Origin of the sequence: Streptomyces coeruleorubidus (assembly GCF_028885415.1) — a bacterium.
GTDB lineage: Bacteria > Actinomycetota > Actinomycetes > Streptomycetales > Streptomycetaceae > Streptomyces > Streptomyces coeruleorubidus_A.
Map to the genome: position 1 here is coordinate 5766564 of NZ_CP118527.1, position 17641 is coordinate 5784204.

Sequence of the window (17641 nt, forward strand, 5' to 3'; positions counted from 1 at the left end):
GCGACAGGGAACGAAGTTATCAGGGGCCGGTGAGGGGGCCCTTGAGAGGCAGTGGGTGGATTGTGTGGGGAAGGTGAGGCGTGAACCAGGTGAAATGCGCGGGTCGGCAATGCGAGGCATGAGCTAGTGGCTGGTCAGGTTGTTCGCGTTCCGGAAGGCGCGCTGGCGCGGGAGATCTTCGGGCCGCTCGGCGGGGTCGTGGAGGTCGGGGCCGTGTCGGCGACCGGCACCTGGAGTGTCGGCGCGGTCTCCGTCGGCGAGTTGGTGAGCCGTCGGCGTGACGAGGTCGGCCGGTTGCTCGAACTCGTCCGTGACATCGGTGGCTTCACCTCGTCCGCGATGGCCGTCGCCGATGAACTGGGCTATCTGCGGGAGCACGAGGTGACGGCACCCTCCTTGCTGCTGTGGTCGGGTGCGGTCGAGGAGGTTCCGTCCCGGCTCGAGGACCTCGGACGGCCGGACATCGTTCGTCGCATGTGCCACATGGCGGCCGACCTGCAGCTGACGTACTTCCTGCAGGCCCTGATCACGGCTGCCGTCGCGGCGGGAGGGGAAGTCCGCCCGGGGGCAGCCCGCATCGCCGAAGCGCTGGCGATCGCGTCCGGCATCGCGGACGCCACGGGACGGAGCGCACCAGCGCTGGTCTTCAGGATGTGGCGAGTTGCCTGCCTCCCGGGCCTGCTTCGGCCCGAGGCCGACATGCCCCAGCACGGAAAGGCCGGGTTCCGGGCCTATGACCGGGCGCTCGACGCCCTGCTCCCGGTGGACGGCCGCGCTGATGCTCCCCGTCGCGTCAGCGGTTGATCGACTGGATCTCCTGGACGTTCATGTCCTGGGTCGTTTCGAAAGTGCCATCCGGGAGGTCACCGTTCGCGCCACCCGTGCCTTCCCACGAAATCTGCCAGGTGATGCTGGCCTTCAACTGGTACGGCTCACCGTTCGTGGCGCGCAGGTACCTGATGCCGCAAGGCGGGGTCTTGTCGGCGTCGCCCTTGGCGTAGGGGGTTCCGGATCGAGCCGTCCTCGTTGATCTCGCAGTCACCGGAGGCCGGGAAGGTCTCGGCATCGTCCGTGCCCGGTTCCAGGTGCAGGGCCACCGGCTTGGCCGTCGTCTCCGTCCACAGCCCCGTGTCGGGAAGCTCGGCCCGGACCTTGACCTCCTTGAAGGTGCCCTTGTCCAACCACACCCAAGTGGGCAGGTTCACCGTGGACTTGGCCTCCGGCCTCAGCGTGACCTCGGTCTTGGGCACCTCGATCTTGTCGTAGGCGTACGCCGCAAGCGTCTCAGGAGTCGGCGCGTGCTCGTCGTCCGGGATCGTGCCGGCGTCCTGCCAAAACATGATCCGGCCGCAGTCCCAGGCCTTGCTGTCGTTCTCGTGGCCCTTGCGGACAACACTGCGCCAGAACATGCCCTTCTTGCCGATGTTGTAGTTCTTGTACCCCTCGGCGGTGCTGTTGGTGGGTGACTTGAGATCGAAGTTGTCCTCCGGTCCACCCTTGTCGTAGTGATCGACGAAGATGCCCGAGCTCCACCACTCGTGGGCGTTGACGGCACCCATCCCGCCGTTCTTCTGCAAGTCCTCCACCGCGGATTTGAGCCCGTCCGGAGTGAAGACCGGCTCGTACCAGCAGACCGGGGGCTCCCAATTGGGGTCGACGGACGTCAGCTCGTCCATGGAACCTTGTTCGGTTCGGCCGTCGGGGTGGCTGACCTGGATGCGGGATTGCGAGACGGACGCCAGCAGGGTGCGACCGTTGAAGTCACCGGAGGGCTTCTCAGCAGGCTGACTGGGCGTCGTGGGCGCCGGTACTTCGTCGGCGAAGGCTGCGCCCGACGAGCACAAGAGCACGGTGGCGGTCAGCGCGGCTGTCCATGCTGCGCTTCGTCCGGTCCCGTCACTGCTGACACTCCGTGGCCTTGCCCGCGACCTCGATCTGCTGCGCCTGCCAGATGCCGGGGGAGTCGGCCGAGGGCTGCATCAAGATGCGGTACTTCAGGTAACTGTCGAGGCTTTCCTTCGTGTAATGGATCTTGTTGGTCTTGATGTCCTTGCTGTACGACTTGGCCTGGTTACGGCAGAAGGTGACGAGGACGGCTTTCGCGTCCTCGGACTTGCTCGTGGCGGCGTCGTAGTACTGGTCCTCGCCTGTCGGGGTCCAGCCGCCCTTCACCCACGCCTCGATCTGCGACTTCGCGTACTTGGCAGCTCCGGCTCGGGCGTAGAACCTGTAAGCCGAGTCGTTCGGGTTCTGGGCGACGATGGCGTGCTTCAGCGCGCGGATGAAGTTGGCAGAGTCGTCCAGCGCAGCCGCCTCATCGCTGTCGGACGGCTTGTCGAAGTCGAAGACCATCTTCAGGTCCTTCGGCAGGCTGAGATCGGGGCGGTCCGCATCCGCGGCCTTCGACGGTGAAGCCGACGGACTCCTCGCCCCCTGCTCCGCCCCCTCGATGCCGTCCGAAGAGTCTCCGCCACCTCCGCCGCAAGCGGTGAGCAGAAGCGCCGCTGTCGCGGTGAGTGCGGCGGCGGTGGTGGTCAGGGCGCGGCGCGCCACGGTTCGTCTCCCCCGGTGTTCGGTGTATGCGGCAGAGAACGAAGCTATCAGGGGCGGGTAATGGGCCCTTGAGAGGCCGTAGGGGATTACGGGGGGAATGTGAGGGGCGTGCGTGGCAATTGCGAAGGGAGCGAACCCTGCCGCCCTGTCGCAGACCGCAAGCGCATGCCACTACGAGGGCAAAACGGACGTCAACGACGTTCGTTCCCCACGCCCTTCGACGACCGCAATAAGAGTCAATAAGATCTCTGTAGGCTCAGCACACCTCTCGGACCACAGCTCGCCTCACCGTTCGCCTCACCGCACTCCACACACGACCCCAGGACACCCGCCATGCCGCGACGCCGCACCTCAAGCTCGTCAAGCTCGACGGGAAGTACGCCGGGAACGACGGCTCCGAGGAATCGGACGCCGCAGCCGGTGAGGATCCGGCGGCGGTCGTTCGGGGACTTCGTCAAGGCGTTCTTCGCGTTCGTCGCCCTGGCCGTTCTGCTCGTCGGTGTGCCCGGCGCGCTGGCCACGCAGATCGGGTGGCCGTTGCCGAACGGGGTGCCGAGCCTCGACTGGCTTCAGCAAGAGATCACCGTCGACACGTTTCTGAACATCCTCACCGTCGTGGTGTGGCTCGCGTGGGCCCAGTTCACCGCCTGCGTGCTCGTGGAGATGAAGGCCGCGCTGTCCGGTGTCGGTGTGCCGGGGCGGGTGCCGGGGGCCGGGCCCAGTCAGTTGCTCGCCCGGCAGCTCGTCGCCGCGCTGCTGCTCGTCGGCGCCACCGCGGCGAGCTTCGCGCCCGGGCTGTCGCAGCTCGGGCAGAGCGGCTACGACGCCAATCAGAAGCCCGCCGCCGCGGCGGCCCAGCAGACCCCGGGGCTCTTCGCCCAGCAGCAGGAGCAGGCCGCCGACACCGCCGCCGCCCTCGCCGAGCAGGCCTCGCACGCCGCCTCGCACGCCGACGCCGGCGGCAGCACCGCCAAGCAGGGCGACACGAAGTACTACCGGATCCAGCCGCCCGAGGGGCGTCACCACGACTCCCTGTGGGAGATAGCGGATCGACACCTCGGTGACGGGCGTCGCTACAAGGAGATCTTCGAGCTCAACAAGGACCGCATCCAGCCGGACGGGTCCAAGCTCTCCGAGGCCAGCCTCATCCGGCCCGGATGGATCATGGAGATGCCCGGCGACGCGCGCGGCGGCGAACTCGTCGAGATGCCCGACGAGGCTCCCAACGTGTCCCCGGACGTGCAGCAGCAGATCAGCGACTACGCCCTGACCGGCGATCACGCGCAGGGCGGCGGCGCCGGAGGCAGTGGCGCCCAGGGCGGCGGGCACGAGCACGCCGGTGGTGGTCCCTCCGCCTCCCAGGTCTCCCTGCCCGAGCAGCGGCCCGCCCCCGACTCCGGCCATCAGCAGGCCACCGGCGTCGGCGCCGAGTCCGGCAGCTCCTTCGGTCTGCCCGAGGCCCTCCTCGCCGCACCCCTCCTCGCCGCCGGTCTCCTCGGCGCCCTGGGGCGGCGGCGCCGGCAGGCGCTCTGGCAGTCGGCGTTCGGGGCCGTCGGCGGGCGACGCGGTATGGAGCCGCCCACGCCGAGCGGGGACGCCCAGGACGTCCAGGACGCGCTGCTCGTCGGCGCCGACCCCGAGGGCGTGCGGCTGCTCGACCGGAGCCTGCGCGGTCTCGCCGCCTCCCTCGCCGAGGAGTCGCGGGCCCTGCCGGTCGTGTATGCCGCCTGGCTCAGCAACGGCGACCTGCACCTCCAGCTCGCCCAGCCCGCCGGGAAGCCCCCCGCCCCCTGGCAGCAGGGGCAGGACCAGACGTTCTGGATGCTGTCCCGGACGGACGCCGAGCGCTACGAGGACGTCGACACGGCCGCGCCCTATCCGGGGCTCGTCAGCCTCGGCACCATGGACGACTCGCGGCTGCTGCTCAACCTGGAGGCCGTGCCCGGCATCGTGTCGCTGAGCGGCCGGGAGGCCGACCGGGCCGCCGTCTTCGCGTCCGTCGCCGCCGAGTTGGCGACCAACGGGTGGTCCGACCGCATGACCATCACGCTCGTCGGCTTCGGGCAGGACCTGACGCCTCTCGCCCCGAACCGGATCCGGCACCTCGAGGACGTCGAGGCACTCGTCGAGACCATGGAGGCCGAGACGCGGCAGCGGCGGGGCGCCCTGGGCGCGGCCGGGCACGACTCGGTCCTCACCGGGCGCACCGGGCCCGCCCAGCACACCCGTTGGGCCCCGCACCTCGTCCTGCTCGCCGCCCAGCCGTCCGCCGAGGACGCCGTCAAGCTCGCCGAACTCGCCGCCGACGCCGGCCGTCTCGGCATCGGCTACCTCGTCGGCACCGAGACCGGCGACCTGCCGGGCGCCGCCTGGGAGATGGAGATCACCGGCCAGGGCAAGCTGCTCGCGCCCCTCCTCGGCCTCGAACTCGACGCCCAGCTGCTGCCCGCCGCCCAGCAGCGGGCCGTCGTGGAGCTGTTCGTCGACGCCGACCCGGAGAACCGGCCCGAGGGCGGCCCGGCCAACAGGCCGCCGTTCCTCGTCGACATCAGCGAGCAGGGGCGGCCGGCCGTCTACGCCCGGCTCGTCGGGCCGTACGAGATCATCGGCCTCGACACCCCGGACGGGGAGCGCAGCGCCCTCCTCCACGAGGCGCTCGCCCTGCTGCTCCTGCACCGCGAGGGCGTGCACCCGCGCGTGCTGTCCTCCGCGCTGTGGCCGCGCGGCGTCACCGACGACGTACGGGGCGCGCTGCTGGACCGGCTGCGCGACTGGCTCGGCGCCGACCCCGACGGCACTCCCCGCCTCGGCACCGACAGCAGCGGCCGGCTCACGCTCGCCAAGTCCGTCGTCTCCGACCTGGACGTCCTGCGGTCCCTCTACCACGAGGCCACGCAGGGCAAGGGCGTCGAAAGCCGGGCCGTGCGCGGGCGGCTGCTCACCGACGCGCTCGTGCTGGTGCGCGGGCCGCTGCTCGCCGACCGGCCCGAGGGGCGCTACCGGTGGCTCACCCACGAGATCGTCGACGCCCAGCTGCCGCTGCTCGTCGCGGACACCGGGCTCGCGCTGTGCGAGTTCCACATGGAGAAGAACCGCGCGGAGAAGGCCATCGAGGCCCTCAACGCGGCCCTGCGCACCGCCCCGGCCGACGAGCGCCTGTGGCACGAGCTGCTGCGCGCCACCCACGCCACCGGCGACACGTCCCGGCTGACCGCGCTCGCCACCGATCTCATCGGCCGCAGCGGGGCCCGCGGCCTGCCGCCGCGCACCGAGGCACTGCTCGACGAGCTGCTGCCGACGTGGCGCGACGCGATCGCCGCGGTGGGATGAACACCGGGACGCTGGTCATCGCCGCCGCGCTGTGGGGCGCGGCGGCGGGTGCGTTTCTGCCGCGGGCGGCCTACCGGTTCTCGGCTCCCTCGGGGGTGCCCTGGCGGGAGCAGTGCCCCGGCGGGCACGCCCTCAAGGGCTGGCTCGGGCGGGCCTCGTGCCCGGAGTGCGCGGAGCGCGAGGAGGCCGGATACGGGCCGCGTACGACCCCCCTGGTGATCGCCACCGCCCTCGTCTGCGCCGCCCTCGCCGCAGCCACCGGCACCCGGCCCGAGCTCGGGGTGTGGCTACTGCTAGCGCCCGTCGGGGTGCTGCTGACGGCCGTCGACTTCCGGGTGCGGCGGCTGCCCGACCCGCTCACGCTCCCGTTCGCCGCGGCCGCGCTCGCCCTGCTCGGCCTCACCGCGCTCGTGCCCGAGCACGCGGGGGAGTGGACGACCGCCCTGCTCGGCTCGCTCGCGCTGGGCGGCGGCTACTTCGTGCTGTTCCTCATCAACCCCGCGGGGATGGGATTCGGCGACGTCAAGCTCGCCCTGGGCGCGGGGGCGGTACTCGGCTGGTACGGGTGGCCGACGGTGATGCTCGGCACCTTCGCCGGGTTCGTGCTCGGCGCGCTGTACGGCGGTGCCCTCGTGGTCGCGCGGCGTGCCGGGCGCAAGACGGCCATCCCCTTCGGGCCGTTCCTGATCTCCGGCGCCTTCCTCGGGCTGCTGGCCGGGGCCTACGCGGCCTGACGTGCTCAGGGCCCCAAGGCCTGACGTCCAGCGGCCCGAACGGCTGGCGTACGCTGGGCTGGTCCGTCCACAACCCTTACGAAAGGGACGCCCGGTGACCGAGAAGGCCGACCTTCAGCCCATCCTCGACCGTGCTGCCGCCGGTGGGCGGATCACCCCCGACGAGGCGCTCGCGCTGTACCGGGACGCCCCGCTGCACGCGCTGGGCGCCGCCGCCGACGCCGTACGCCGCCGCAGGTACGCGGGCACCGAGCACATCGCGACGTACATCATCGAGCGCAACATCAACTACACGAACGTCTGCGTCACGGCGTGCCGCTTCTGCGCCTTCTACGCCGCCCCCAAGGACACCGCCAAGGGCTGGACGCGCGACCTGGACGACATCCTGCGCCGGTGCGCCGAGACGGTCGAGCTGGGCGGCACCCAGATCATGTTCCAGGGCGGACACCACCCGGACTACGGCGTCGAGTACTACGAGAAGCACTTCTCCGCCATCAAGCAGGCCTTCCCGCAGCTGGTCATCCACAGCCTGGGGGCGTCCGAGGTCGAGCACATGGCCCGGATCTCCAAGGTCAGCGTCGAGGAGGCGATCCAGCGCATCCACGCCGCCGGGCTCGACTCCTTCGCCGGTGCCGGTGCCGAACTGCTGCCCGAGCGGCCCCGCAAGGCCATCGCCCCGCTGAAGGAGTCCGGCGAGCGCTGGCTGGAGATCATGGAGATCGCGCACGGGCTGGGCGTGGAGTCCACGTCCACCATGCTCATGGGCACCGGCGAGACCAACGCCGAGCGCATCGAGCACCTGCGGATGATCCGGGACGTCCAGGACCGCACGGGCGGCTTCCGCGCCTTCATCCCGTACACCTACCAGCCCGAGAACAACCACCTGAAGGGCCGGACGCAGGCGACCCTCTTCGAGTACCTGCGGATGATCGCGATCGCGCGGCTGTTCATGGACAACATCGCCCACATCCAGGGCTCGTGGCTGACCACGGGCAAGGAGGTCGGGCAGCTCTCCCTGCACTACGGCGCCGACGACCTCGGCTCGATCATGCTGGAGGAGAACGTCGTCTCCTCCGCGGGTGCCAAGCACCGCTCCAACCGGATGGAGATCATCGACCTGATCCGGAAGGCCGGGCGGGTGCCCGCGCAGCGGTCGACCACGTACGAGCACCTCGTCGTGCACGACGACCCGGCGAACGACCCCGTCGACGACCGCGTGGTCTCGCACATCTCGTCCACGGCCATCGAGGGCGGTACGGCTCACCCCGAGCTGAAGCTGCTCGCCCCCAACTGAGTCGGCGCGGAGAGGTAGTTGGAAACCATTCACACGGCCGACGCCGTCCGCGTCACCTGGGACTCCGAGCCCGTCAAGGGTGGTGCCGTGGCCGTCGGACGGGACCGGATCGGTGCCGTCGGAAAACTCGACGACGTGCGCGAGGCGTTCCCACGCGCCCGGGTCCGCAGGTGGCCCGGGACCCTCGGTCCCGCCCGGGTCCACGAGGGTCCGCTCCCGGACGCCCCGAGCCCGCGCGAACGCGTCCACGAGGTGCTGAAGCTCGGCGCGGTCGCGGTCCTGGAGGAGTACGTCGACTCGCCGGAACTCCGGTCCGCCGCCGAGCGCAACGACGTCGTCGTCCTGCCGAGTGCGCGCCACACCGCGATCGTCCCGACCGGCCGCGCCGACCTCGCCGTCTTCGACGAGGCGGGGGAGTGCGTGGCGACGGTGTGTGCGGGGCGGCTGGTGCACCGGCGGCGCTGACAGCGCCTTTCGAGGAGCCTTTCGAAGCGGGCCTTTGAAGGGCCCTTTTCGAAGCGCTCTTTTGATGCGCCTTTTTGAAGTGCCCTTTTGATCCGTCAGCCCGCGAACGCCTCCCCGAACGCCCCCGAACTCTGCCTCACCCCACTGCAATCGGTCGCCGGCTGATCCGGCTCGGAGCCCTGCGCGCACTGCCGGTCCCGCGCGGCCGACCACATCGACACCCACCCGATGCCCTTCTCCTCGGCGAAGGCACGGACTTCGGCCGCGTCGGCGAGCGTGAACGTCTCGCCGTCGACGTCGTTGACGCCGATCATCGAGGTGAGCGCCATGCCCTGCCAGGCGGCCGCGTCCGAGGTGCCGAAGACCTTCTTCAGCTGGGTGTGCGCGGCCTTGGCGGCCGTGCGGGCGTAGCCGCCCATGTCGCCGTCGTACGACGTGCCGTAGTTCATCGTCATCAGGTTGACCGTGGCGACCCGTACGCCGTTGTCGTCGGCGGAGCCGAGCAGCGCCAGGCTGTCCTTGCCCAGGCCCGAGGGCATGACCGGGAGCGTGAAGGAGACCTCCAGATCCGTACGCTCCTTCTGCAGCAGCGCGATCGCCTTCGAACGCAGGGCGACGGAGGCGGAGTCGGCCAGTTCGTCGCCCTCGACGTCGAAGTCGGCCCGGGTGGCACCGGCCGCGTCGAGGGCCGTGCCGTACGCCGCCGCCAGTTCCGTCGCGCTGTCGCAGGCCGCCGCGAGTTCCTTGCCGGAGGCGCCGCCGAAGGAGACCCGGACCTGGCCGCCGTTCTCCTCCAGCCGCGCTATACGGGACTTCACCGCCGAGTCGCCGATCGCGTGGGTGCCGTTCCAGCGCGGGGCGCAGTCGTCGCCGTCGGCCAGGACGAAGGCCAGGTTGTACGTCCTCGGTGAGCCGGCGGAGTCGGTGCCGGCGGCCTCCGTGGCACTCACGTACGGGGCGTACGCGGGACCGGACGCGGCAGGGGGCGAGGAGGCAGGAGGCGAGAACGCGGGGGGCGAGGACGCGGGGGGCGAGGTGCCGGGCGCGGCCGACAGCGAGGGTGCCGGGCGTGCCACCTCGCCCTGTTCGGAGCACGCCGTGGTGACCAGGGCGATCAGGCAGCCCAGTCCGACCGCCGCCGGCTTCCGGTAACTCCTCATGACGCGCGCTCCCGTTCTCGTGAGACCTCAGGGGTACGCACACCGAGTACGTTTCCCGGCAGCAAACGTCTCACCAGGTCGGGCGCTCATGTCCCGATGCGCGGGTGTTTGCGAGAACTATCAGAATAAGGACCGGCGTCCTGATGTCCGGGGAGGGCATTCCGAGCCTGCCATCGAAAGCCACGCCATGCGCGGTCGCCGCAGCAAACGCGGCAACGAGAGCGCCGGGGCCGTCTGTCCGGCATACGCGGCCGTGCTCGGCGCGGCCGTCATGGTCTCGGGCACCTCGCTCACGCCGTCGCAGTTGCTGCCGTTCGCGGATGCGGGGCCCGGTGCCGGCCGGCCGCGGGGCGAGGGCCCCGGCGACCCGGACGCAGCCCCGCCGAGCAGCGCCCCGTCGGCTCCGCCCCAGGCCGCCGGAAGCGGCGCCGCCGGTCCCACCACGACCACGTCCCCGTCCACCTCCTCGTCCCCCTTCGGCCTCCGCTTCCGCGGTCGCCGACCGACCGGGGGCCGCCGTATGTCCCCCTCCCGCGGCCGCCACCGCGCCCCCTCCCGGATGGAGCGGGCCTCACCGACCTGGCGGCGTTCCTTTTCTGCCGGCTCCTCGGCTCGCGCACCACGACGACGTCCCGGCTCGGCTGAAGCCCGCCGCGGTGGTCCCGCTCGCGGCTGGGCGCCCTCGCGTACGGCGGCTGGTACGTCCGGCGACTGGACCGCGTCGTGACTGTCTCCAACGCCCGGGCGGTGACGATCTGCCTGCGGCGCGAGATCGCGCCGATCCTCGCCGTAGCGCTGATCGACCGGTCCCGGGACGTGCCCGCGTTCGAGGCCTGTCTGCGCCGCGGCTTCTCCCGGGCGGGCGTGCTGCAACAATGGGCCCGTGACCCGCGCATCCCTGGACAAGCAGCCGCACGAAGTCGCCTCGATGTTCGACGACGTGGCGGAACGGTACGACCTGACCAACGACGTGCTGTCCCTCGGCCAGGACCGGCGATGGCGCAAGGAGGTCGCCAAGGCGGTCGACGCGCGCCCCGCGCAGAAGGTCCTCGACCTGGCGGCGGGCACGGGCACGTCCTCGCTGCCCTTCGCCCGCACCGGCGCCTACGTCGTCCCCTGCGACTTCTCCCAGGGCATGCTCCGGGTCGGCAAGCAGCGGCAGCCCTGGCTGCCCTACACCGCCGGCGACGCGACGCGGCTGCCCTTCAAGGACGACACGTTCGACGCCGTCACGATCTCCTTCGGGCTGCGCAACGTGCAGGACACGGACGCCGCCCTGCGGGAGATGTACCGGGTGACCCGGCCCGGCGGGCGGGTCGTGATCTGCGAGTTCTCGCACCCCACCTGGGCGCCGCTTCGCACCGTCTACACCGAGTACCTGATGCGCGCCCTGCCGCCGGTGGCGCGGTCCGTTTCCTCCAACCCCGACGCCTACGTCTACCTCGCCGAGTCCATCCGGGCCTGGCCCGACCAGCCCGCGCTGGCCGAGCGGTTGGGCAAGGCCGGCTGGTCGCGGGTGGCCTGGCGCAACCTGAGCGGCGGCATCGTGGCCCTGCACCGGGGCTTCAAGGAGAGCTGACCGACAGGCCCTAAGGGGAGCTGAGGGCCATGTACGGGTCGCCGGGCTCGTCCAGCTCCCGCTGCAGCCCGCCCCTGGGCGGTCTCGGGATCCGCGGCTCGTGCACGCCCCCGCCGCCCTCGCCGGGGCCGAAGTCGAACCACACGTAGACCATCGAGTCCCGCGGCACCTCGGCACCGGCCTGCGGGTACTGGCGTACGACGTAGTCGACGACGGCGAGGTGGAAGTCGGGCCGGTCCGGTGCGTTGAGGAGCAGGCCCTGTGCCCGGGCCGTCTCCCGCGCGTCCACGGCCATCAGGCCCACCAGACGCGGTACACGCACTTCGGGTGTTTTGCGGGATATGTGCACAGATGTCACCCCCAGCGGTACGGGAAGGGTAACTCCCGCTCCACACCGGCCGGAAGCGACAGATGTCTTTCTGTGACAGTCGACTACGCAGCGTCAGCGGACGGTCGGGCCGGCGCTGGCGGGCGGTGAGCTCCTCGTGGACCGACAACTCGGCGGTCCTGCCGCTCTGGAACTCAGTTCATGGAGGCAGCCCTTCGGCCGGTGATGAATGCCGCTGCATAGACTGCCCATGTCCTGTGCCGGTCGGCACGCAGATTTCGAACTTGGGGAGATCCCGCCGTGACCGTCGTGACCGAGCCGCTCTCCGAGAACACCGCCGATGTGATCGTCGTGGGCGCGGGGCCGGCCGGCTCCACGACCGCCTACCACCTCGCCAAGGCGGGACTCGACGTCCTTCTGCTGGAGAAGACCGAGTTCCCGCGCGAGAAGGTCTGCGGCGACGGCCTCACCCCACGCGCCGTCAAGCAGCTGGTGGCGATGGGCATCGACATCTCGGAGGAGGCCGGCTGGCTGCGCAACAAGGGCCTCAGGATCATCGGCGGAGGGGTGCGGCTCCAGCTCGACTGGCCGGATCTCGCCTCCTTCCCCGACTACGGCCTCGTCCGCAAGCGCGACGACTTCGACGAGCAGCTCGCCCGGCAGGCCCAGAAGGCCGGCGCCCGACTGTTCGAGCGCTGCAACGTGGGCGCGCCGATCCTGGACGACCGCACCGGCCGTATCACCGGCGTGCACGCCAAGCTCGGCGAGGAGAAGCGCGAGGTCACCTTCCGCGCCCCGCTCGTCGTGGCCGCCGACGGCAACTCCACGCGCCTGTCCCTCGCGATGGGCCTGCACCGCCGCGAGGACCGCCCGATGGGCGTGGCCGTGCGGACGTACTTCACCAGCCCGCGCCACGAGGACGACTACCTGGAGTCCTGGCTGGAGCTGTGGGACCGCCGCGGCCCCGTGGACCGTCTCCTGCCCGGCTACGGCTGGATCTTCGGCATGGGCGACGGCACCTCGAACGTCGGCCTGGGCGTGCTGAACACCTCCGACTCCTTCAAGGAACTGGACTGGCGCGAGGTCCTGAAGGCCTGGTGCGCGTCCATGCCGGAGGACTGGGGCTACACCCCCGACAACATGACCGGGCCCATCCGCGGCGCAGCGCTCCCGATGGCCTTCAACCGCCAGCCCCACTACACCAAGGGGCTGTTGCTGGTGGGCGACGCCGGCGGCCTGGTGAACCCCTTCAACGGCGAGGGCATCGCCTACGCCATGGAATCCGGCCAGATCGCCGCCGACGTCATCGTCCAGGCCCACGCCCGCGCCACGCCGTCCCAGCGCGAGACGGCCCTCCAGCGCTACCCGCGCGTCCTCAAGGACACCTACGGCGGCTACTACACGCTCGGCCGGGGCTTCGTGAAGCTCATCGGCAACCCGAAGGTCATGCAGATCGCCGCCCAGCGCGGTCTCACGCACCCGCTGCTGATGAAGTTCACGCTGAAGCTCCTCGCGAACCTCACCGACCCGACCGGCGGTGACGCGATGGACCGCATCATCAACGGCCTGAGCAAGGTGGCGCCGAAGGCCTGATCAGGCACGCGGGCAGGCGGGCCTTCGGCACCGTAGGCCCGCCTCAGCCGCTCAGAGCCGCGACGTTGGCGGCCCGGCGCGCGAACACCGCCTCGCGCCGGCCCGCCATCTGCCGCAGCGCATCCTTCCGTTCCCGCCCGGACAGCCGGTCCAGGTACACCTGCCCGTTCACATGGTCGGTCTCGTGCGCCAGGCAGCGGGCGAAGTAGCCCGTGCCCTCGATCACGAGCGGTTCGCCGTCCCGGTCGTACCCGCGCACCACGGCCCGGTCCGGACGCGGTACCTCCATCGTGGCGCCCGGCACCGACAGGCACCCCTCGCCGTCGTCGAGCAGTCTCCTGTGAGCGGCGTCGAGCGGCTCCAGCACCGGGTTGACGATGTGCCCGACGTGCCGCACCCCGTCGTCGTCCGGACAGTCGTACACGAACAGCCGCAGACCGACACCGACCTGGTTCGCCGCGAGCCCGGCTCCGTCCGCGATGTACATGGTCAGGAACATGTCGTCGATCAGCGCGGCGAGGTCCGGACCGAACTCGGTGACGTCCCGGCACGGCTTGTGCAGGACCTCCTCACCGACCTCGGTGATCCGCCGCACCTGCCCGCGCCGGGCCTCGGGCGCGAGCCGCGGGTACGAGTCGACGGGTCGTCCCTGTACGAAGACGCTCGGCATCTGCTGTCTCTCCCTGTGTTTGTGAGGATGCTGTGGGTGGCGGGAACCGGGCTACCGGCATCGGACGCCCCTGCCTACCCTCCGGGACTCATGACAACAGAACACGCGCAGCAGTCCCAGGAGCAGTCCGGCCACACCCGCAGACGCTTCCTCACGGCCACCGGGGGAGCCGCCGGGGCCGTCGCCTTAGGGTCCGGCGTCGCGGCTGCCGCACCCGCCTCCGGCGGCGGCAGACGCGTCGCCGTCCTCGGCGGTGGCATCTCCGGCCTCAGCGCCGCCCACGAACTCGCCGAGCGCGGCTACGCCGTCACCGTCTACGAGTACTACGACGCCCTCGGCGGCAAGGCCCGCTCGATGGACGTCCCGGGCACCGGCACCGGCGGGCGCAGGCCGCTCCCCGGCGAGCACGGCTTCCGCTTCTTCCCCGGTTTCTACCGGAACCTGCCGGACACCATGCGCCGCATCCCCTTCGCCGGCAACGCCGACGGCGTCCGCGGCAACCTCCGCTCCGGCACCGAGGCGCTGTTCGCCCGCGGCTCGGGCCGGCCGGACCTGCACTTCCCCCTCAGACGCGCCACGACCCCGCCACGCCCCGGCGACCTCACCCCGTCCTGGATCCGCGACCAGATCCTGTCCGCCCTCGACCTCGGCACCCGCCTGCCCGCCCACGAGGCCGCCTACTTCGCGAACCGTCTCCTCGTCCACCTCACCAGCTGCGAGGCGCGCCGCGAGGGCCAGTGGGAGCAGGTCGCCTGGTGGGACTTCATCCGCGCCGAGGAGATGAGCCAGGAGTACCGCACGGTCCTCGGCATCGGTCAGACCCGCAACCTCGTCGCCACGCGCGCGGAGGTGGCCTCCACGAGGACCGTCGGCCGCGTCATCATCGAGGCCCTGCTGCTGTGGGGTCTGCTCGGCCGGGGCATGGACGGCCCCGATGCCGACGTCGACCGCGTTCTGAACGCCCCGACGAGCGAGGCGTGGATCGACCCCTGGGAGACGTACCTGCGCTCGCTCGGTGTGCAGTTCGTCCTCGGCACCCAGGTCCACGAGGTCCTCTGCGACGGCGGTCGCGTGACCGGCGTACGCGTCTCGGCCCGCGACGGCGGCGGGGAACGCATGGTCACCGCCGACCACTACGTCAGCGCGCTGCCCGTCGAACACGCCCGCCTCACCTGGGGCCGGGCCCTGCGCACCGCCGACCCGCAGCTCGCCCGGTGCGACGCGCTCCAGACCGACTGGATGACCGGCGTGATGTTCTACCTGCGCACCCCGACCCCGGTCGTGCACGGCCACGTCAACTGTCTCGACTCGCCCTGGTCGGTGACGGCCATCGGCCAGGCCCAGTTCTGGGACGTACGGGACTTCCCACGCGACTACGGCGACGGGCAGGCCCGCGACTGTCTCTCCGCGATCATCTCGGAATGGGACAAGCCCGGCATCCTGTACGGCAAGACGGCCAAGGAATGTACGACGGAGGAAGTCGTCGCCGAGCTCTGGACGCAGTTGAAGGACGGGCTGAACGACGCCGGGAAGACGATCCTGCGGGACGGGGACCGGCTGGGCTGGTTCATGGACCCGGCGGTGACGGGCCTGGGCGGCCCCGACCCGCAGAACCGCGAACAGCTCCTCGTGCACCCCACGGGCACCCTCGGCAACCGCCCGACCGCCCGCACGAAGGTGCCGAACTTCTTCCTCGCGGGCGACTACGTCCGCACCGACGTCGACCTCGCCTCCATGGAGGGCGCCAACGAGTCCGCGCGGCACGCCGTCAACGCCCTGCTGGACGCGGACGATTCGGACGCCGAGCGCTGCCGGGTCCAGGAGCTGTACCGCCCGCCCGAGCTGGAACCCCTCAAGCGCGTCGACGAACTGCGCTACCGGCTGGGCCTGCCGAACACGTTCGACCTCGGATAGGCCGGCCCGGCCGGCGTCCCCGGACAGGCCGGGAGGGCCGCTGCCCCCGAAAGGCGGCGGCCCTCAAGCCCGTATGCCTGACGTCAGAGGACGCGCACCGCGCCCGACGCCGGGTAGCCCGACAGGTCCTGGATGACGACGCCCTTGGACGGGTTGGCCGCGTCCAGGTACTGGCCGTCTCCGATGTAGACACCCACGTGGTACGCGGAGCCCTTGCCACCCCAGTACAGGATGTCGCCGACCTGGATGTCGGACAGCGGGACGTCCGTGCCGGCCATCGACTGGTCCTGCGAGACACGCGGCAGGTCCACACCAACCTGCTTGTACGCGGCCTGCACGAGGGAGGAGCAGTCCCAGGCGTTGGGACCGGTGGCGCCCATGACGTAGGCGTCGCCCACCTGAGCCTTCAGGAAGGAGATGACGGTCGCGACGCTGCCGCTGGCGGGCGCCGACACCGACGTGGAGGCGGACGCGGACGCGGAGGCGGAGAGCGTGGCGCGCTCGGCGTTGCGCGTGGCGCGCTCGGCTGCGGCCTTGCGGGCGGCCTCGGCGGCCTTCTTCTTGGCCTCCGCCTTCTTCTTCGCCTCGGCGAGGTCCTTCTTGGCCTCCGCGGCGGCCTTGGCGGCGGCGGCGTCACGCTCGGCGCGCAGTTCGTAGTTCGCGGCCGCCTGCTGGGTGGCGGCAGCGGACTGGGAGACCTGTGCGGACAGGTCGGCCGTCAGGGTGGGCAGTTCGATGGTCTGGGTGACCGGCTCGGCGGCGCTCGCCGAGGCCGAGGCACCCGCCGCTGCCATGCTGAGAACGCCACCGGCAACTCCGGCACGCACGGCGATCGCAGAGGTCGCGTTGCGGCGGGGTTTCCGGTGGCTGCGTATGTGAGCGGTGTGGGACATGGGAACAACCGGTACCAGGGGCTCCTTCATATCTTCAAGAAACGTGTGCTGCGCCACAGTTGTTCAATCGAGCCCCCAAAAACCCCGCGCGAGACCCTTTATTGACGCCGTAACGGACATTACGGGCGCCCCGTAACCGGCCTGTGATCACGGCCTTTGATCAATACGCCCGAATTGCCCCGCACTTACCATCGGTTGGGTTGATTGGCCAAGCCCCGTTCTCATGAGCCTCTCATGCGTGTGACGGAGGTCACGGAACGGCTGCCGTGGCGGACGCGTCCGGCGTCGTAGATCACGGCCGGATCACGGCCTCGCGAAGATCGTGAACGAATGCACGCGTCCACACCCCGCTCCGCGCGACCTCTGATGTGTGAACGCGCCTCTATCAAGAGATCGAGTCCATCGCGAATTTGCATGCAAGGGAACCCTCTTGATATGGAGACGCCCCCCTCCGGCCTGCACTGACGAGCCAAAATGTCACCTCTGGTGATCACTCGGACGCTTCGGGTGTGAAGATCACCGCTCATCCGACTTCATGATCGATCGTCAGGTGGTGGAGATCACAAAGCTTGTGCAATACCTCGTGTCGCAGATCACAGAGCGTCGGGCATAAGATGCACGCGGTTGGGCTTGTGACCTGCTTCACATGTTCCCGATCTTCGCCGGGACCGGCGGGGTTCGAGGGGCCGGTGGGGCGGATGTGAGCTCGACGCAAACCGCCAGCAGTCAGTGCCGACTGAGAGGAGCGAGGAGCGGTGAACGCTTATGCGCCCATCCTCGTACTGGGAGCCCTCGGGGCAGGCTTTGCGATCTTCTCCGTGGTCATGGCCACGTTGATCGGGCCGAAGCGGTACAACCGCGCCAAGCTCGAGGCCTACGAGTGCGGTATCGAGCCGACCCCCACGCCGGCCGGCGGCGGGCGCTTCCCGATCAAGTACTACCTGACGGCGATGCTCTTCATCATTTTCGATATCGAGATCGTCTTCCTCTACCCCTGGGCCGTCACCTTCGACGCCCTGGGGATTTTCGGGCTCGTGGAGATGCTGCTCTTCGTGCTCACCGTCTTCGTCGCGTACGCGTACGTATGGCGGCGCGGCGGCCTGGAATGGGACTGAGGGGCCACAAGTC

Annotated in this window: 14 protein-coding genes and 2 pseudogenes; 10 read left to right on the forward strand and 6 right to left on the reverse strand. The window is 70.6% G+C overall.

The window, feature by feature from the left end:
• The first annotated feature begins 126 nt into the window (after window positions 1–126).
• Complete coding sequence (locus tag PV963_RS26925) at window positions 127–804, forward strand: hypothetical protein (RefSeq protein WP_274818298.1); 678 nt, start codon at window positions 127–129, stop codon at window positions 802–804.
• Here PV963_RS26925 and PV963_RS26930 read toward each other — a convergent pair.
• Window positions 794–1676 (reverse strand): annotated as a pseudogene (locus PV963_RS26930) (hypothetical protein). The gene PV963_RS26925 and the pseudogene PV963_RS26930 sit on opposite strands and share 11 nt — an antisense overlap.
• Before the next feature lie 220 nt (window positions 1677–1896).
• Window positions 1897–2553: a hypothetical protein gene (locus tag PV963_RS26935; protein ID WP_274818299.1), complete on the reverse strand. Its 657-nt coding sequence runs from the start codon at window positions 2551–2553 to the stop codon at window positions 1897–1899.
• A gap of 333 nt (window positions 2554–2886) precedes the next feature.
• On the opposite strand from PV963_RS26935, the gene PV963_RS26940 reads away from it, so the two are divergent.
• From PV963_RS26940 to PV963_RS26955, 4 genes are all read left to right on the forward strand, one after another.
• Window positions 2887–5883, forward strand: a complete 2997-nt coding sequence (locus tag PV963_RS26940) for a BTAD domain-containing putative transcriptional regulator (protein ID WP_274818300.1) — start codon at window positions 2887–2889, stop codon at window positions 5881–5883.
• The gene (locus PV963_RS26945) at window positions 5880–6617 is read left to right on the forward strand and encodes a prepilin peptidase (RefSeq protein ID WP_274818301.1); all 738 of its coding nucleotides are present in this window, start codon (window positions 5880–5882) and stop codon (window positions 6615–6617) included. The genes PV963_RS26940 and PV963_RS26945 overlap by 4 nt, the downstream gene beginning before the upstream one ends.
• Before the next feature lie 94 nt (window positions 6618–6711).
• Window positions 6712–7911 carry a cyclic dehypoxanthinyl futalosine synthase gene (gene mqnC, locus PV963_RS26950; RefSeq protein ID WP_274818302.1) on the forward strand — a complete coding sequence of 400 codons (1200 nt, stop codon included), beginning with the start codon at window positions 6712–6714 and terminating at the stop codon, window positions 7909–7911.
• Between the two features lie 18 nt (window positions 7912–7929).
• A complete protein-coding gene (locus tag PV963_RS26955) occupies window positions 7930–8376 on the forward strand; it encodes a hypothetical protein (protein WP_274818303.1) in 447 nt (148 codons plus the stop codon).
• Between the two features lie 95 nt (window positions 8377–8471).
• On the opposite strand, the gene PV963_RS26960 is transcribed toward PV963_RS26955, so the two are convergent.
• The gene (locus tag PV963_RS26960) at window positions 8472–9536 is read right to left on the reverse strand and encodes a chitinase (RefSeq protein ID WP_274818304.1); all 1065 of its coding nucleotides are present in this window, start codon (window positions 9534–9536) and stop codon (window positions 8472–8474) included.
• Window positions 9537–10097: 561 nt separating this feature from the next.
• Here PV963_RS26960 and PV963_RS26965 point away from each other — a divergent pair.
• Both PV963_RS26965 and PV963_RS26970 read left to right on the forward strand, forming a co-directional pair.
• A pseudogene (locus PV963_RS26965) lies at window positions 10098–10376 on the forward strand (acyltransferase family protein); the annotation flags it as partial.
• A gap of 43 nt (window positions 10377–10419) precedes the next feature.
• The gene (locus PV963_RS26970) at window positions 10420–11115 is read left to right on the forward strand and encodes a demethylmenaquinone methyltransferase (RefSeq protein ID WP_274818305.1); all 696 of its coding nucleotides are present in this window, start codon (window positions 10420–10422) and stop codon (window positions 11113–11115) included.
• A gap of 10 nt (window positions 11116–11125) precedes the next feature.
• Here the strand turns inward: PV963_RS26970 and PV963_RS26975 are convergent, their stop codons facing one another.
• Window positions 11126–11437, reverse strand: coding sequence for a PASTA domain-containing protein (locus PV963_RS26975; RefSeq protein ID WP_274818306.1), 312 nt, complete (start codon window positions 11435–11437; stop codon window positions 11126–11128).
• 306 nt (window positions 11438–11743) lie between these two features.
• On the opposite strand from PV963_RS26975, the gene PV963_RS26980 reads away from it, so the two are divergent.
• Window positions 11744–13036 (forward strand): geranylgeranyl reductase family protein, encoded by a 1293-nt coding sequence (locus PV963_RS26980; RefSeq protein WP_274818307.1) that lies wholly within the window; start codon window positions 11744–11746, stop codon window positions 13034–13036.
• A gap of 43 nt (window positions 13037–13079) precedes the next feature.
• Here PV963_RS26980 and def read toward each other — a convergent pair whose 3' ends face one another.
• Window positions 13080–13706 (reverse strand): peptide deformylase, encoded by a 627-nt coding sequence (gene def, locus PV963_RS26985; protein WP_274818308.1) that lies wholly within the window; start codon window positions 13704–13706, stop codon window positions 13080–13082.
• A 90-nt stretch (window positions 13707–13796) separates the two neighbouring features.
• Between def and PV963_RS26990 the strand changes: the two genes are divergently transcribed.
• Window positions 13797–15620, forward strand: coding sequence for a hydroxysqualene dehydroxylase (locus PV963_RS26990; RefSeq protein ID WP_274818309.1), 1824 nt, complete (start codon window positions 13797–13799; stop codon window positions 15618–15620).
• Window positions 15621–15703: 83 nt separating this feature from the next.
• Here the strand turns inward: PV963_RS26990 and PV963_RS26995 are convergent, their stop codons facing one another.
• Entirely contained in the window at window positions 15704–16543 is an 840-nt protein-coding gene (locus tag PV963_RS26995; RefSeq protein WP_274818310.1) for a C40 family peptidase, read from the reverse strand.
• Window positions 16544–17268: 725 nt separating this feature from the next.
• On the opposite strand from PV963_RS26995, the gene PV963_RS27000 reads away from it, so the two are divergent.
• Window positions 17269–17628, forward strand: a complete 360-nt coding sequence (locus PV963_RS27000) for an NADH-quinone oxidoreductase subunit A (protein ID WP_003974383.1) — start codon at window positions 17269–17271, stop codon at window positions 17626–17628.
• Window positions 17629–17641 lie beyond the last annotated feature (13 nt).

What these genes read in the sequence shown, in the direction of transcription:
- PV963_RS26940 (WP_274818300.1), top strand. Translation starts at nt 2,887, where the DNA reads ATGCCGCGACGCCGCACCTCAAGCTCGTCAAGCTCGACGGGAAGTACG.
- PV963_RS26945 (WP_274818301.1), top strand. Translation starts at nt 5,880, where the DNA reads ATGAACACCGGGACGCTGGTCATCGCCGCCGCGCTGTGGGGCGCGGCG.
- PV963_RS26960 (WP_274818304.1), bottom strand. Translation starts at nt 9,536, where the DNA reads ATGAGGAGTTACCGGAAGCCGGCGGCGGTCGGACTGGGCTGCCTGATC.
- def (WP_274818308.1), bottom strand. Translation starts at nt 13,706, where the DNA reads ATGCCGAGCGTCTTCGTACAGGGACGACCCGTCGACTCGTACCCGCGG.
- PV963_RS26990 (WP_274818309.1), top strand. Translation starts at nt 13,797, where the DNA reads ATGACAACAGAACACGCGCAGCAGTCCCAGGAGCAGTCCGGCCACACC.
- PV963_RS26995 (WP_274818310.1), bottom strand. Translation starts at nt 16,543, where the DNA reads ATGAAGGAGCCCCTGGTACCGGTTGTTCCCATGTCCCACACCGCTCAC.